The 17,702-nt window shown below is 35.7% G+C and carries 8 protein-coding genes; 7 read left to right on the top strand and 1 reads right to left on the bottom strand.

What is annotated here, in order from left to right:
- Nucleotide 1 precedes the first annotated feature (1 nt).
- The 4 genes from ACECE_RS29145 to ACECE_RS0206545 all read left to right on the top strand — a co-directional run bounded on the left by ACECE_RS29145 (nt 2) and on the right by ACECE_RS0206545 (nt 6,152).
- Complete coding sequence (locus ACECE_RS29145; protein WP_010245745.1) at nt 2-1,276, top strand: AAA family ATPase; 1,275 nt, start codon at nt 2-4, stop codon at nt 1,274-1,276.
- Nucleotides 1,269-1,916 (top strand): RloB family protein, encoded by a 648-nt coding sequence (locus ACECE_RS0206555; protein WP_010245742.1) that lies wholly within the window; start codon nt 1,269-1,271, stop codon nt 1,914-1,916. The genes ACECE_RS29145 and ACECE_RS0206555 overlap by 8 nt, the downstream gene beginning before the upstream one ends.
- A 461-nt stretch (nt 1,917-2,377) precedes the next feature.
- Nucleotides 2,378-5,437, top strand: coding sequence for a type I restriction endonuclease subunit R (locus tag ACECE_RS0206550; protein WP_010245739.1), 3,060 nt, complete (start codon nt 2,378-2,380; stop codon nt 5,435-5,437).
- Nucleotide 5,438: 1 nt separating this feature from the next.
- Nucleotides 5,439-6,152, top strand: coding sequence for a M48 family metallopeptidase (locus ACECE_RS0206545; RefSeq protein ID WP_026073729.1), 714 nt, complete (start codon nt 5,439-5,441; stop codon nt 6,150-6,152).
- A gap of 1 nt (nt 6,153) precedes the next feature.
- Here the strand turns inward: ACECE_RS0206545 and ACECE_RS26805 are convergent, their stop codons facing one another.
- Nucleotides 6,154-7,104: a sigma 54-interacting transcriptional regulator gene (locus ACECE_RS26805; protein ID WP_010245732.1), complete on the bottom strand. Its 951-nt coding sequence runs from the start codon at nt 7,102-7,104 to the stop codon at nt 6,154-6,156.
- A 307-nt stretch (nt 7,105-7,411) separates the two neighbouring features.
- On the opposite strand from ACECE_RS26805, the gene ACECE_RS26800 reads away from it, so the two are divergent.
- From ACECE_RS26800 to ACECE_RS0206520, 3 genes are all read left to right on the top strand, one after another.
- Complete coding sequence (locus ACECE_RS26800; protein ID WP_010245730.1) at nt 7,412-7,849, top strand: hypothetical protein; 438 nt, start codon at nt 7,412-7,414, stop codon at nt 7,847-7,849.
- A 215-nt stretch (nt 7,850-8,064) separates the two neighbouring features.
- On the top strand, nt 8,065-8,781 hold the full coding sequence (locus ACECE_RS0206525; RefSeq protein ID WP_010245724.1) for an N-acetylmuramoyl-L-alanine amidase: 717 nt from the start codon (nt 8,065-8,067) through the stop codon (nt 8,779-8,781).
- Nucleotides 8,782-9,235: 454 nt separating this feature from the next.
- On the top strand, nt 9,236-17,692 hold the full coding sequence (locus ACECE_RS0206520; RefSeq protein WP_010245721.1) for an RHS repeat-associated core domain-containing protein: 8,457 nt from the start codon (nt 9,236-9,238) through the stop codon (nt 17,690-17,692).
- The last annotated feature ends 10 nt before the right edge of the window (nt 17,693-17,702 follow it).

Raw genomic sequence — 17,702 nt, 5'->3', positions numbered from 1 at the left:
AATGTTAGTGATGTTTAAAGTGAAAAACTACACTTCGTTTAAAAACGAATCTATTTTAGACATGAGGGCGACTGCTTATGTGCAGCATCCTACACATGTTATACCCGTTAATGATAATTTTGGACTGCTTAAGACTACTGCTTTGTATGGTGCTAATGCATCAGGGAAATCCAATCTGATTTCAGCAATGTTCTTTTTTGAGCAATATATATTTTCTCAGTTCATTAATAAAAAAGAGAATGAAGAAATTGAACATGGAGAAGCAGGGATGAATATGAAGTTGGAGCCTTTTACTCTTTCCGATAAAGGTAATGAGGCTTCTGAGTTTGACATCATCTTTTTACGTAACGGAAAGCAGATACAGTACGGCTTTGAGTGTACGCACAAAGAGGTACTTAATGAATGGATGTTTATTGATGATAAAAAAGTTTTTGAGCGTACTGGCACAGAGCTTTCCTTTGGCAGCAAGTATCAAAAAATGCTTGGTGCTTATAAAAAGTTGCCTGCTGAAAGGCTGTATATTGCTGTTCTTGAATACTTCCTTGATGAAGAAGCCAAGGAAATAATACTCGGTGACTTTATTTCCTTTTTTCATGAAGAATACAATGTATTTACCGAAATTCTCTTTGAGTCAACTGTAAAGGGATTGGCTGGTATCGTTGGTTTGTCTAAAAAGTTGGTGAGTAACAAGGCATATAGAGAAAAGGTAGAACATTACCTCCGATTGATTGATGTTGGCATCAAACGCCTTGATGTTCAGATGGAAACCATTGTCAATGAGCGAACCGGAAAGAAAAAGAAAGAAAAAGTCGTCCGTACTGTACATGATGTCTATGACGAAAACGGAAACGTGGTTGGTGAAAAGTTGTTTGATTTGCGGCAGGAATCTACCGGTACTCTTCGTTTCCTTGCGTATATTCAAAATGTTATTGAAATGATTTCAGGGGGAGGAGTGTTCATTGTAGATGAAATGTCGGCAAGATTACATCCATTGCTGTCGAAACTCATTGTAGATATTTTCTGTTCCAGCCAGAACCAAAAAGCACAGTTGATCTTTACTACTCATGACATCTCTTTACTCAACTATAATCAGTTTCGACGTGATGAGGTGGTTTTTGTTGATAAAAATGAGCGTGGAGAGTCTGCACTCTATGCCCTTTCTGATTTAAAAGTACGTGAAGATGCGACTTTTAGCAAGGATTATCTGCAAGGAAAGTATGGGGCTATTCCCATATTTAATTATGATGAAATTATAGGTGGTGAATTGGATGGGTAGAACACAATTATCACCACAACGCCTCTCAGAAACCAAGAAAGAATATATTGGACAAATTATTATTTTTTGTGAAGGCAAAACAGAAAAATATTATTTTGACTATTTTGCAGAGATAATTAAGAAAAATAAATTTACTGACATTGAGGTGGTGTTAGAAACCGCTAACGGCAATGCACAGACTGTTTTGAATTATGCCAAGAGCTTTATGGACGATGAGGAAAACAATCGCAAGTATAAAAACTATGGTAAGTATCTGGTTTTTGATTGTGATGCTCCGCCGGACATCCAAGCAGTGGTAATGGCAGCAAAGGATTATGAACTGCTGATTTCAAACCACCTGTTTGAAACATGGCTATTGATGCATTTTGAGGATGTGGAAGTAAAGCTCACCAAGAAGCAAATCTACGACAGATTAATGAGACATCTTCATGGTGATTACATAAAAGGCCATAAAGGAAAAACTCGCGAGATTGTCCAGAATGGCAGCATTGAAAAAGCAATTGATAATGCGAAAGTTCTTGAGCAGAACTATGCAATCGAGGGCAAAAGCATATTTTCAAACATTAAAGATATGAACCCATATACAAGTGTCCATAAACTAGTCGAGCAGTTTATGATTGAGGTCTCTGGAGATTTATAAACATCTATACTAAAAAAGTTATAACTAAATCTGACAAAAAGCAAATTAAGCTGATAACCTGTTTTAGTGTCAAATGACGTAATGCTTGACCTGAGCAACTAAAATCAGTGGTCGAAAGCTTGATGATTTTTCAGCAAAAATGCCAAGGACGGCATTTTTAGCGTCTCGGGACAGGATGTCCCATAGACGCGGCGAAAAATTATCAAGCTGAGGCCTACTGATTTTTTGCGAAGGTCACGCATGGAGTCATTTGACAGTAAAACAGTAGGCACTACCTCTAAATTCAGCTCCATACTATCACAACTCCGCTAATTATAAAGCCATAACTTTAAACAGGCTTTCAATAAAAGTCATAACCGAAGCAAATTTTCTTGATAAAAAAATAATCCTACAAATACAAAATATGATAAAATATATATCGAAAATGTACAATAATCATGCATTACTAACGGAGGACAACTATGGCAAATGTAGGGGAAGTTGAGAGGAAGACACAGAACCGTATTGTAGCATTATTCAAAAATGAACTGAAATACACCTATCTTGGAAACTGGGAAGAAAGACCTGATAACAGGAACATTGAAGATGGTTTATTAACAGAATACTTAACTAAAAAAGGCTATAATAATACCCTTATTACAAAAGCCATATTTGAGCTGAAATATGCAATTAATAACTACAATGATGATCTCTATAATATAAATAAAAAAGTATACAACCTTCTTCGCTACGGTGTCAAAGTAAAAGCCGACATTGGAGAAAATTACGAGACAGTTCACTTAATTGACTGGCAACATCCTTTGGAAAATGACTTTTACATAGCAGAAGAAGTTACGGTGATGGGAGAAAAAGAAAAACGCCCCGATATTGTATTATATGTAAACGGTATTGCCATAGGCGTTCTTGAGCTTAAAAGAAGCACTGTGTCAATTGGTGATGGGATACGTCAAAGTATAGCAAACCAGCAGAAGGGTTTTATAGAGAAGTTCTTTGCTACAGTACAATTTGTTTTTGCCGGAAATGATTCTGAAGGACTTAGGTATGGTACTATTGGTACACCGGAGAAGTTCTTCCTGAATTGGAAGGAAGATATTGAGGATAACAGCCGTCTTCCGCTTGATAAATACCTGGTTAAGATGTGCAGCAAAGAGAGAATTATTGAAATAATGTATGATTTTGTTCTTTTTGATGGTGGAATAAAGAAGCTTCCAAGAGTTCACCAATATTTTGGAATAAAAGCAGCCCAGGAACATGTAAAAAGGTATGAAGGCGGTATTATATGGCATACACAGGGAAGTGGAAAAAGTATTGTCATGGTACTTTTGGCAAAATGGATTTTAGAGAACAAGCCTAATGCCCGTGTAGTAATAATAACTGACAGAGATGAGCTGGATAAGCAAATTGAAAGGGTTTTCAAGGATGCAGGAGAAAAGGAAATACTTCGTACCTCCAGCGGTAAGGATTTGATGATTCAATTATCAAATCCCACGCCAAGATTGCTATGTTCACTTGTACATAAGTTTGGGAGAAAAGGTGTAGACAATTTTGAAAGGTTTATTAAAGAACTAGAAAGTCAGCCTTCCAATGCAGTTGGAGAATTGTTTCTGTTTATAGATGAATGTCATCGAACTCAGAGCGGAAAGCTGCACCGAACAATGAAAGCAATGCTGCCGAATGCTGTGTTTATTGGCTTTACAGGAACACCACTTTTGAAGAAAGATAAGCAGACAAGTCTTGAGGTTTTTGGTAAATATATTCATACCTATAAATTCAATGAGGCTGTTGAAGATAATGTAATACTGGATTTGATGTATGATGCCCGTGATATTGACCAGAGGCTAACATCACCATCAAAAGTTGATGAATGGTTTGAAATAAAAACCAGAGGGTTAAATGAATTCCAAAAGGCTGAACTCAGGAAAAGATGGGGTACAATGCAGAAGGTTTTAAGTGCCCGTTCTCGAATGGAAAAAATCGTAGCCGATATTGTGTTTGATTTCAGTACTAAACCAAGAATAAATTCAGGCACTGGTAATGCGATTCTGGTAGCTTCTGAAATTTATGAAGCCTGTAGATATTATGAGCTTTTCCAGAAAACTGATTTTAAAGGCAAATGTGCAATTGTTACTTCCTACAATCCAAGCACAAGGGATATTACAACAGAAAATACAGGTAGTAATACTGAAACAGAAAAAGAATACATTTATAATACATATATGGAAATACTGAAGGATGTCGTACCAAAACCCAAAAAGACTAAAACAGAAACCTATGAGGATAATGTAAAAGAAAAGTTTTTAAAAGAACCTGCAAACATGAAACTTATAATTGTTGTTAATAAGCTTTTGACAGGCTTTGATGCACCAAGTTGTACATATATCTATATTGATAAATCCATGCAGGATCATGGGCTGTTTCAGGCTATATGCCGTGTAAACAGGCTAGATAGTGAGGATAAGCAGTTTGGTTATGTTGTTGACTATAAGGACCTTTTTAAAAAAGTTGAAAAAGCAGTTGCCGTATATACGTCAGAGCTTGATTATGATGAGTTTGAAAAGGCGGATTGTGATATCCTTCTAAAGGACAGAATTGAAAAAGGACGAGAAAGGCTGGAAGAAGCCATAGAATATCTGGCATTTCTTTGTGAACCAGTAAAACAGCCTAAAGGGACTCTTGAGTATATGCATTACTTTTGTGCCAATGCTGACATACCGGAGGATTTAAAGGCTAGAGAAGTTCAGAGGATGAGTTTGTATAAAGGTATAGTTGCACTAATAAGAGCATATGCAAATATAGCTGATGATATGGAAGCAGCAGGGTATACAGAAAAAGAGATTTTGGAAATCAAGAAGCTGATGGATTTTTATTTAAATCTTCGTGAGCAAATAAAACTGACAAGCAATGAAACCATTGATTTTAAAACCTATGAAGCAGATATGAGATATCTTATAGATAGTTATATACAAGCTGATGATCCAAGAAATATTTCACCATTTTGTGATATGTCTCTTATAGAGGTTATAGTAAAAACAGGAATTGCAGATGCTATAAATAGTATGCCCGATGGTGTTAAAGGCAGCAAGGAAGCGGTGGCTGAAGCTATCGAAAACAATGTCAGGAGTAAGATTATAAAAGATCATTTGATTGATCCGGCATATTTTGATGAAATGTCAGCTTTGCTAAATGCTGTTATTAAAGAACGTAAAGAAAACGCAATAGCATATGAGGAATACTTGAAAAAGATTGCAGAGCTTGCCAAAAATGTTCAGCAAGGTAAAACCGATAGCACTCCGTCAAGCTTGAATACTCCTGCAAAGAGAGCCTTGTATAATAACCTACATATGAATGAAGAATTGGCACTCTCCGTACATTATGCCATTATGAAGTCCAAGCCCGATGGCTGGAGAGGCGATAATACCGCTAAAAAAACAGTTATTAAAAGTGCCCTATATAATGTTTTAAAAGATAAAGATGAAGTAGAAAGGATTTTTGCAATTGTTGAACAGCAAAACGAGTATTAAAATGGAACAGATAAAATTTGGCGATATAGTAATTGAAGTTGAGCAAAAGGATATAAAGAATATACATTTAAGTGTTTACCCGCCATCTGGTGCAGTTCGTATAGCTGCACCATTGAAGCTTGATATGGATACCATAAGGGTGTATGCACTTTCAAAGTTAACTTGGATCAGAAAGCAGCAGGAGAAATTCCGAAATCAGGTAAGAGAAGCCCCTAGGGAATATTTAAATAGAGAAAGTCATTTCTTTAGAGGAAAGAGATATCTTTTAAAAGTTGTTGAAACAGATGCACCTCCAAGGATTGAACTAAAGCATAAAACAATGGTTTTATGCGTTAGAGCTGAAACTCCTATGGAAAAAAGACAGATAATAATTGATGAGTGGTATAGAGCACAACTTAAAGAACTAATCCCACAACTGATTGAAAAATGGGAAAAGGTAATTAAAGTAAAAGTTAATGATTTTGGAATCAGAAGAATGAAGACAAAATGGGGGACTTGTAATATTGATGTGGGTCGGATATGGATTAATCTTGAGCTTGCCAAGAAGCCTCCTCAATGTCTTGAGTATATTGTGGTACATGAAATGGTACATCTGTTGGAAAGAAAGCATAATAATATTTTTATAGCGCATATGGATAAGTTTTTACCTAAATGGAAGTTTTACAAGGATGAGTTAAACCAATTGCCTGTAAGGCATGAGAAGTGGAAGTATTAAGCTATATTTTTATATTCAATTCCTTTATCTTTTTATATACAAAGGGAATTGACATATCAATAAGCCTGGCGGCTTGTTCCACATTTCCTTTACATTCGTTAAGGGCATTTAAAATAAGCTCATACTCCATGTTTTTGATATATTCTTTGTAATTGAAAATTTTTGCACCAGCGGACTGTGAAGGCGTATTTTGCGGAATCATTGACATATCGATATTGCTACTTTCAGAAAAAATTACAGCTCTTTCAATAAAGTTCTTTAGTTCCCTTATGTTTCCGGGCCAATCATAAGAGGAAAGAGCTTTAAATGCTTCATCGGCAAGAGGATTTATTTCAGTTCCTATCTCATTAGAGTACTTTTTTATGTAATAGTTGGCAATCTGAACAATATCAACCCCCCTATCTCTTAATGGCGGGAGTTTGATTTCTATAACAGCAAGCCTGTAGAAAAGGTCGGACCTGAAGTTGTTGGCCTGTACTTCATTGTACAGGTCTTTATTGGTGGCAATGACGAATCTTGCATTTGTTTTTTTGTATTCGGTGTCTCCTACCTTTCTATATAGTCTATCCTCCAATAACTGAAGCAGTTTACTTTGTATAGATGGAGAAGCGTTTTCAATTTCATCAAAAAATATTGTTCCATCTTCAGCGACTTCAATCAAACCTTTTTTGGAAGTGATTGCTCCTGTGAATGCCCCCTTCTCGTAGCCGAAGACCTCGCTCTCAAAAATATTTTCGCCTATGTTTGGGATGGTTATCTTTACAAAAGGTTTCCTGTTCCTTTTAGTATCATTAAAGTGTATCCATCGTGCAACAAGTTCCTTACCAGTTCCTGTTTCACCCGTAATCAATACACTTGAATTGATATTCAGAATATTCTTAAATCGGGTTATGTATTTATTGGTGTTGTCGCCAATTATGTTGAAGGTTTCAAACAACGTGTTTTGAGGCATATGTTTATCTCCTATTTGAAAAATGGGGTATATGTTTATATATCGGTATAAAAAAGTATATGTTTATATAAAAAATGGAGTGCGAAATTTTTATACATATAGTAAGGCAGTTGAGTTATTACCATAAATAAACAATTGGCCTGTACGGTCCTAGGAATGTGGTACTACAAAAATTCCTGACTTTTAGGTCTACATTACTAACTTTCAATAGTTTTAGCGATTTAAACAAGTTTGGCACGGTTATTGCATTTTAATATAGTAGAATTGTATTTAGTGTATGCAGGTAATAATAAGGAGGTACTTATTTATGTTTAAGAAAATTCTATCGGGATTAATACTGGCGGTATTGCTGGTCTCTAGTGTTCCTGCAATGGCAGCACAAGGTTACGATGTTCAGAGTGTAGAGTCCTATAGTGCAAATGATAATATGGTCTTTGAGAGAACAGTTACAGTTACTGAAAAGGGTGGATCATTTGAGGTTGGCTTTGTTACTGTAAATTTCCCCAAAGACTTTCTTACAAAAGATCAATACCCAAAGACCTTTACGTTAAGGGTTTGTGCTAAGGATGGGGAAGTTGGAATAGAAGCAAGTCCTGATACTAATAATTTCTTAAAACCAGTCAAAATTAAGGTAGACGCATATACCGGCTTCTTATACGATGAAGTAACAAATCAAAACATATTTGTAAACGTTAAAAAGCAGACTATAATTGCAACACACTTCTCATGGTATAGATTCAGATAATGTTATGATGTAGGATATGTGAATGGAAATGTTGGATATAGTTTTTATAAATACGATGGCTGTCTGGATTATCGGACAGTCATTTTTTTTGTCCTTGAAAACATTGATAGTAGTGATATTGTATCAAGCATGGGTCATATGTGCAGTTTATTTGCATATGGTCAACCTACATATGAATATGCTATTTGTAGATTCATATTCAGGGGGAAAAACCAATGATTTTAGTATTGAAAAAAAAGAGAATAGCTTTAATAGCACTGCTTCTTTTACTTGTATTTGCAGCTTTTGGTATTGGTACCAGAATGAGTTTTTCAGAGCTAAAGACAACAAATAATACACCTAAAAACAGGATTGTGATTTTAGACGCAGGGCATGGTGGGGAAGATCCTGGGGCTGTGAGTGACAATGGCACAAGAGAGAAGGAAATAAACTTTTATATAGCTTCAAAAATAAAGGAACTACTTGAAGCTGAGAATTTTACAATTATAATGACAAGAGAAGATGATACACTTAAATATGAAGATGGAACAAAGAGCGTTACACAGAAAAGAAAACAAGATTTACTCAGGAGAAAAAAAATGATGGATGAATCCGGAGCAGATCTTGTTGTAAGCATTCACCTTAATAAATTTCCACAGACACAGTATTGTGGAGCACAAGTATTTTTTCCGCCAAATTCACCTGAAAGCAAGATAGCGGCTGAAGGTATCCAGAGGTCATTAAGAGATAATGTTGATCCGAATAATAAGAGAGAGGCAATGTTGAAAAACGCTGAAATTATTATACTTAAGAACCTAAAAACACCCACGGTAATTGTTGAATGCGGGTTTTTGTCAAATGAGCAAGAGGAAAGAAAGCTGGCATCCATTGAATATCAGGATAAACTTGCTATTGCGATAAAGGATGGAATACTGAAGTATTATGCGAACTAAAAGATTAGCTTATAACACTGGAACTCATTGCTTTTGCTAAAAGCAGTGGGTTCCCTTTATTTAGGAGGTTTGCAAAGCAAACTTCCTAAAATTGAGTATGATATGACAGAAATAATACAATATGATTCCATCAAAAGAGTTTGTTGAATTTATTGAGACTAGTTTTAAATTTTACACTATCAAAATGACAGGGTAATGCTGCAATTAAGCCAGGCAATGCATGAATATATTGGAAAGAGGCTTAGAAATTTTAAATATTATGGTGTAAAATTAATGATAAGTAGCAAAAAAATGTTTTGTTAGGTTGAAAATGGTATTTATTTGGTATATAATGCATTTTGAACTTTTTTATGTAACTCTAAGGAGGTGGGATAAATGAAAACAAACTAAAGTGTTAAGCAAAACAGTACGCAGACAAAATACTTTAAAAAAACACTAAAAATGGAGGGCTAAAATGTTTAAGAGCAGAAAGATTATTGCAATAGTTGTAGCTATTTTAACTGTATTACAAGTACTACCGGTTATGGCATCAGATAATATGTTAAAGAATTCAAAAAAGTTTACCCCTGCAATTGATGTGTATGAGAATGTTCCAAAGACTACGTTAACTCAGGACGAAATAGACAAACTGTATACAGACAGTAAAGCTAAGGTTGAGAGCGATTTGGCAAAGCAAAAAGATAAAAGCAGTATTCTTGGAAAAGAAAACAAAAAGAGTGCTGCTTATATGGGGATAGAAGGATTTAATTCTTTTGAATCACAGGAGGTTATGTCAGTTCCTTCAAAAAGCACAAAAAGCTCAATAGATACGTTAAATTCAGCAAGTATATTAAGTTCTGAAGTGTCATTAAGTTCAACAACTTCAACGACGAGCCAGACTGTGTTAGAACCTAACGACTTAGAGGCAGAGTTTTTGCGAGCAACCGCAAGTGGCGATAGAGCTATATTAAAATGGACACCTTCAGGTAATGAGGATGGATATAATGTTTATAGAATTGATACCCAAGACATTAATCATACAATTGTAGATCTGGGATCAACTGATGTTGAAAAGTTGGATGCTACTTTTAGTGGTTTGCTTCCTACAGATAGCCATGAATACGAATTCTTTGTACGTGCTTACAAGCTTGATACCAATGGCAACGAGGTTGAATCAGCAGACAGTAATCACATTATTGTAGCTCGTGGTACTTTTAATATAAATTCAACCAAGACACTTCAAATGAATCATGTATATGAATCGGCAAATATAGACAATTGCACAGTTGATTTGAACGGAAAGATGCTTAAGGTATGTTACGAGTTTACCCAAAATAATAGCTCTATAATCAATGTTAATAATGGAAGGTTGGTTGCGTTAAGAGATTATTCCGTAAATGGTAGTTCCACACTTAAAATGACGAATTCTGGGGACTATGTATATGTTGGAGGAACCATCTATTTCCAAACTTCCGTAATCCATGATGGAACCAAGCTGAGCAATGGAACAATACAATGTGTAGGTAATTTTAAAAGGCTTAGTACAGTAGGTAATTTTAAGCCATCAGGTGATCATAGGGTTTATTTGACTGGTTTGGATTCTAGCCAAATTACTACTATTGATTTTGGTCAAGATACCCAATCAAAATTCAATATACTTGGTATAAACAAGCCTTTGTCAAAGTATAATTTTATACCTGTGGGAAGAACCATGGATCAATGGTGCAATAAGCTGATATATATTGGCTGTAATGAAAGCTACTTCAATTTTGAAGGTGTATATTCTCCAACAGGAAATTTTAGCAGGAGCTATACTGATCTTGAAATATCTGCTCCAGGACCTGACATATCAATTGGCAGGGTCTATAATTCTAAGAACACAAAAACAGGTATATTAGGAACAGGATGGACATTCAGCTATGAAGGAAGTATTGAATTAAGTAGTGCTGCTGATGTGGCTACAGTTAATAAGCCGGATGGGTCATCATCGACGTTTATACTGTCCGGTACTACATCCACGACCAAGACTTACTCTGGTATGGATTCGAGGGATGAACTTATCTATAACATTTCAAGCGATAATTATGTATTGACAATGAAGGATAGGACAAAATATGGATTCCAAAAGGTTAATAGCCAATATTTGCTATCATATGTAGAGGATTACGTTGGAAATAGAATATCTGTAAGTTATCTGAATGGCAAAATTGATCAGATACAGGATAGTAAAGGAAGAATTGTCCAACTTGAATATGTTGTAGAAAATTCATATCCAAGAGTTAAGGTAAAAGACGTTTCTTCATCAAGAACTGTAGTGTATACTCTAAATAATAGCAAACTTGATAAAGTGACCGATGCCAATGGGTATGACGTATATTGCTTTGACTATACTGACGGCTTTAAAATTATGATTGCTGAAAAAATAGAAAATGGATCGACTGTATGGAAAACGTTAGATGATGTAAAATATAATGCTAATGGCCGGATTATAAAGCACACGGATATGTACGGCAAAGTGTCTGAATATGATTATTCCCCTAACAAGACCACTACATTCAGCACTGTGAACGGAAAGGTTATTACTACTGTGGAAATGTATGATGAGGCTAATGCAATAACGGAAAGGATAGACGATGATGGTACAAAGAGTGTAATTGAGTACTTCAAGAATCAAGTACTAGGAAACGTTTATTACAATAAATACAATGAAATTAAGAGCGAGACCGATAATTATGGGAATAAGACAATATATGATGTGGATAGCAATGGAAACTTAACAACAGTTACAAATCCTGATAAATCCATAAAAGAGTATGGTTATTATACTGATAGTGTCTTGAAGGATTTGATTAAGTTTGAGAAGGATGAAGAGAATAGTTATACATACTATGAATACTACTCAACTAGGTTGCTGAAAAAGAAATATGTTTACCGCACAAAGGTCACAACACAGCCTTATCCCGAGCTCGCAAGTCTTAACAGCACAAATTCATATATCACAACATATGAATATTGGCCTGACGGACAGATTAAATCTGTTACAGAGCCGAAGTACTATAATTCAAATCCGGTTGCGGCAACAACATATGAATATAATACAAATGGAATGCTATCAAAAATAACCGATCCAGAGGCTAAAACCGTTGAATATACTTATAACTCATACAAATTGCTCCAAAGCGAAAAAGTTTTACTGAATGGATATACAACATACCAATCAACATGGTATGACTATGATAAAAACGGAAAACTTGAAAGAAAGACTACTTGTGATAGCGATACAATTGCTACTGCCAGCAAAAAGAGTATTGAAAGGTATGTGTATGATCTGTCTGGTAGGCTTATCCAGAAGATATCTCCAAACCTTTATGATGAATCAAGCGATGATCTGGCGAACCACAAATATAACAATACTAATGTGGGCTACAGATATCAATATTATCTTGGTACAAACAAGGTTACAAAAGAAACAGACCCCGTAGGTAATGTTTTTGAGTATGATTATGATGAAAGTGGCAATATGAAAACAAAGATTGAGCCGGATCTGAATGAGTTTGGTGGAACAAACAGAACAACCTACAGGTATACTTATGACTCAAGGGACAGGATTAAAGATGTATATGTGACTCCTTACGGTGGAACTGAAATGTGGCTTGAAAGCTATGAATATCTAACTGAGTATGTTTCAGTAGATAATTATAAAAAAGTTGTTATACACAAGAAAATGCTCAACACTATGGAATTTATAACTGAAGAGATAAGATATGATTATGCTGACAGGCTTATCGAAAAAGTTAGCGATCCAGGTGGAGCCAGCGAGATTAGAATTTCAACACTGTACAATCTTGATGGAACTACAAAGAGTATAGAAGATGGTGAGGGATATGTTACTTACTATTTTTATGACACAATGAAAAGACCTGTGCACATATGGACTCCTTTTGAAGGTGAAAATGGAGTAACGAGTTCATATACCTATAAAAGGTATGTTTACGACGATTCGGGTAATAAAGTTAATGAAGCAATATTAAAAACTAATGTTGATCAGGCAACTTTTAATAATGAAACGAGCAGAAATGGAATACATGACTATGCTGTTGATGACAGATTTTATAAATCTTCATTCCAGTATTACAAGAACAACAAATTGATGGAGTCAGTAGGTTTTACTGGAGAGAGAAAGAAATACTACTATGATGGATCAAACAATGTAAATAAGACAGAAGAGTATAAGGACAATCTTGATATCAATAAAATTACGACTGAGTACATCAATAACTATCTTGGCAAGACTGCATTAGAAAAGTTGTACGTAAAAACCGGCAACATATATGGCAATGATTATAACTCAGGTACTGACTATATAATAACCTCTACTTACTATTATGATCCAGAAGGCAATATGAAAATAAGAATGTATCCTTCAAATGCAAGAATTGATCTTTACTATTACGACAATCTTGACAGGTTGATTGGTGAAACTGATTCCTCTGGTTCATATCAGGCATCATCTTCAAAGGTTTTAAACTGGCAGGGAAATCCGTTAAGCGTGATGAATCCAAGAGGTTATACAACTTATTATTCTTACGACTGGAGAGGTCTTAACAAAAAGGTTTATCTGGATAGCCAAATATCGGTATATGATGATACCACACAAACCTATGTGCAGAAGACTTATACAGCTATGAACTGGTATGACCTTGCAGGCAGAAAAATTGCTGATGTTTCCCCTAATAATTATGTAAGCACAATGGATAATATTGAAGATCCATTGGCAGCTCCAGCTTATGCTTGTAAGAATTTTAACTTCTATAGGTACGACGTAGTTGGAAGACTTGTACAGAGTGGTTTTAGAGGAGAGGAATACAATTACAACACTTCAACCTCTACTTGGTCAGCATCAAGTATATATAATTACAAGGCAAATGCTTATAACAAAAATGGCAATCTATTAACATCAACGGATGAAGGTGGCTATGTTACTGAATATAAATATACCCCGGAAGGATTAATAAAAACTAAGCTTGATCCTGAAAATAAATTGCGCACCCTTCCATTTACAGTGAAATATGAGTATGATACTTTGGGAAGAGTAACTAAGGAAAAGACTGTAAAGAGTGATACTACAGGATTAGTACCTGTACCGCCTAGTCAGGTTATAGATGAAGCTAGCGCAATAGGGGCTGAAACAACATATACTTATGAACCTCAGGTTCAATCCGGTGTAATTATAGCTAATAAAGTAACAAAGAAGGTAAATGTAACCGACAATGGCGGTGTTATGGAAACAAACATTTATGACCTTAAAGGCAATTTGACTAGTCATACCGAGTGTAAGGGCGGAACTGAATATCAAGCGACGTATGAATACAATAATTTGGGTAAGGTATCGAAAATAATAGAGCCTTACATATATGGCACCACCCAATCACAAATACAAAAGATAATGCAGTATGATACATTGGGTAATTTGGTCTATACACAGAATAAAATGAATACTGAAGCTGACACAACGGATGATATATGTGAACTTTACAGTTATAATGCTGTCAATTTGAAAGTGAAAAACCAGTGCAGACAGAGGTATAATGGAAGTGAAGCTATAACGTTATCTAGGGATTATGATGTAAATGGTAATGTAATTAGCGAAACTGACGGAAACACTGTACAAACAATATACCAGTATGACAGGTTTGACAGGATGACTACATCACAGATCACTGTTGGTGGTACTCCACATACTACAGTATATGATTATGATCTTAATGGAAACCTTATAAGAACAAAGGACTGGAGAGATAATGCATATGTTAATTTCTATGATCCGATGAACAGGGTTTACAAGAAGAAAGATCCAAAATCAGTATACTATGAAGGACTGGAATACAACTCCAGGAATTTACAGGTTAAAGCCTATGATGCACTTAATAAGCTGACAAAATACGATTATGATACAAACGGAAGGTTAATTTGCACTACTGACCCCTATTCAACCGGAACTCATAAGACTACTTTGAGTTATGACAACCTTGGCAATGTAAAGGAAAAGACAGATGCATCAAGCAAAAAGTTAAAATACACATATAATATACTTGGTAGACTTGAAAAAGTATCAGACGGTACCAACGATATATCAAGCTATACCTACTATATAGACGGAAGAATTAGAACCCAATTACTTGGGACTTTTACTACGACATACAAATATAACTGTTTTGGTGAGCTTAAGTCTGTAAGTGACCCAAATGGTGAAGGAGTAAGTTCAAAGACTGAATCTTATGAATACACACCGGCAGGACTTCTGAAAGAAAAGAAGGATAGAAACGGAATAATAACGTATTATAGTTATGACTGCCATGGAAGGCTTACAACGCAAACAGTAACAGGCAGTGATAACTCATCAGTTACAATAACGATACCTTTAGATACAGGCTACGACCAAAACGGCAACCTGAAAAAGATAATAGTTGAGAACAAGGGTGCTGGTGGAGTTGCAGAAAGTACAATAACAACAGAAAGAATTTATGATGAATTAAACAGGGTAAAAACAAAGAAAGAGACTGTTGTAGAAGGTGGAATAACGACAATAGCAGGACCTACTGTATATACTTATGATATAACAACAGGAGTTTCGTCAGGTGAAATTAAGGAAAAGAGTGAGTATCCAGGAAGCCAGACTATTGAAAAGGTATTTGACAAGGCAGGACGTTTGAAACTGGTTACCAACGGAGGAGAACAGACCGTCTATGAATATTACAACGATGGCAGAAGGTACAGGGTTACATACAAGGACAAGTTCAGGCAGACATACACTTACTATGATGACGGATTGTTAAAGGATCTGAAATCGGAAATAAAAAATACATCAGGAACATATGTTGAATCTGAGTACTACAAGTATTATTATAATACTAACCACACTATGCAGAAAAAGGATGAAAGAATAGGTGGTACAACAGCAACGTTAAAAACAACCAGCTACGGATATGATGGATTAAACAGGCTTAACCATATTGATGAACCTACAAGAATAATAGACTATACATTCGACAGCAGAGGAAACAGGGCTACTCAAACTGAAACAATAAAATCAACAAGCAAGGTAACATATACAAAGTATGATTACACTGACAACAACAGGATTCAGTATGAGACAAAGAGAAATACCAATGCCAGTGGTACAATAATACAAAAGAAGCAATACCAGCATGACAATAACGGAAACCAGTTGAAGGTATTAGATATTACAACAACAACTACTACTCTTGAAAATAACACCTATACGCTGTTAAATCAGCTTAAGACATCATGGACATCAGCAAGCAACAGTACCATGACAAATACATTCAACGGTGAAGGAAAAAGGGTAGCGAAAAAAATAGGTACAGGAACACCTGCAAGGTATTTCTACGAAGGTAATGATGTAGTATTTGAATACACAAACGGAACCGGAGCGTTAAGCGTACTGAATGTAATAGGGCTGAACCTGATATCAAGAACGTTGATAGGAACAACGAACGGCAAAGCATATTATTTTTATAACGGACATGCGGATGTAACAGCATTGATAGATGCAAGCACAAACAAAATGCGTGCACAATACCAGTATGATGACTTTGGGAATATAACGCTTGAAAAATACTATGACAGCACAGGAACTGCAACCACTGACCCCGCAAAAATGATAAAGAGCCAGGCAAGGTATGCGGGCTACCAGTATGATGAGGAATCCAAGTATTATAATCTGGATGCCAGATACTATGATCCGAAGATTGCAAGATTCCTGCAGCAGGATACATACATGGGTGAAGCAAATGATCCGTTGAGTTTGAACCTGTATACATACTGTAGCAATGACCCGATAATGTACACAGACCCGACAGGGCATAAAGAGCAAGGAACAGTATTGAAAGTTGGTTCAAAGGGTGAAGATGTTGTAATACTCCAGAAGGAGTTGGTTGAGTTAGGATGTCTAACAATGCCAAAAGGCGTTGAGTATGGTTATTACGGTAATCTGACACAAGAAGCGGTTAGACAATATCAGATTAGAGCCCGTATTACAGTTGATGGAAAAGCAGGGGACCAGACGTGGAAGGCACTGGGACTTTACTTGGAAGGTGTTGGAGATTCAAACACTCAGAAAGGAGTGCATGATCAATACAGCAAAATTCTACAGTCGAACCAAACCAGTGGAACTCCTATAGGGACAACACCAGTAATTTCAAAAGGGACTACAAGTACAAAGGTAACAAAGACTACAAGTACAAGTCAGACAGTAACAAAGAGTACAAGTACACAGGTTATTTATGGTTATGTTCCACCGGCTACAGCTGTTAGTAGGGGGACGGGAAAAGATAAAGTTAATTTAGGGCAGCCTACTGATAACAGTGGAGTCATTGATTGGATACAAGATAAATGGAATCAATTCAGTGAATGGTCAGACAATACTACTACAAAATCACAGATTGATCGAGCCAAGTTGCTTCTTCCAAAGGGTATTAACGAAAATACTCCAGGCTATACTCAAATGATAGTAGATCGTGTAATTGAAGATGATAAAATACAAGAAGTATCGATGGGCATAGCTATGGGTTCTGTAGGTGAGTTAAAGATTGTTGGTGGCCTTAGTGAAGGTAAAGGGATTACATCTCTGATTAAAAATGATAAAAGACTTATAAATGCAGCTGAAGAGATGGGTACAAATCAAGTAGCGCAAAAGGAAGCAAATGAATTGGTGTCAAAACTTCTTGAGGGCAATGTTAATCCAGGAAAAGGCACTAGTAATCTGTTTAAAGATATTTTATACCTTCGAGGAGCCAAAGGATCTAGAATATTTTATAGAAATACTCAGGAAGGAATAGAAATACTTGCAAAGGCAAGTAAAGCAAATGAATCAAAAGTAATCAAAATACTTGAACAACTTTACAAATAGGTATGGGAGG

This window comes from Acetivibrio cellulolyticus CD2 (assembly GCF_000179595.2).
Classification (GTDB): Bacteria; Bacillota; Clostridia; order Acetivibrionales; family Acetivibrionaceae; genus Acetivibrio; species Acetivibrio cellulolyticus.
Note: the sequence above shows the minus strand (reverse complement) of the source record. Positions and strands in the feature narration are given on the sequence as shown.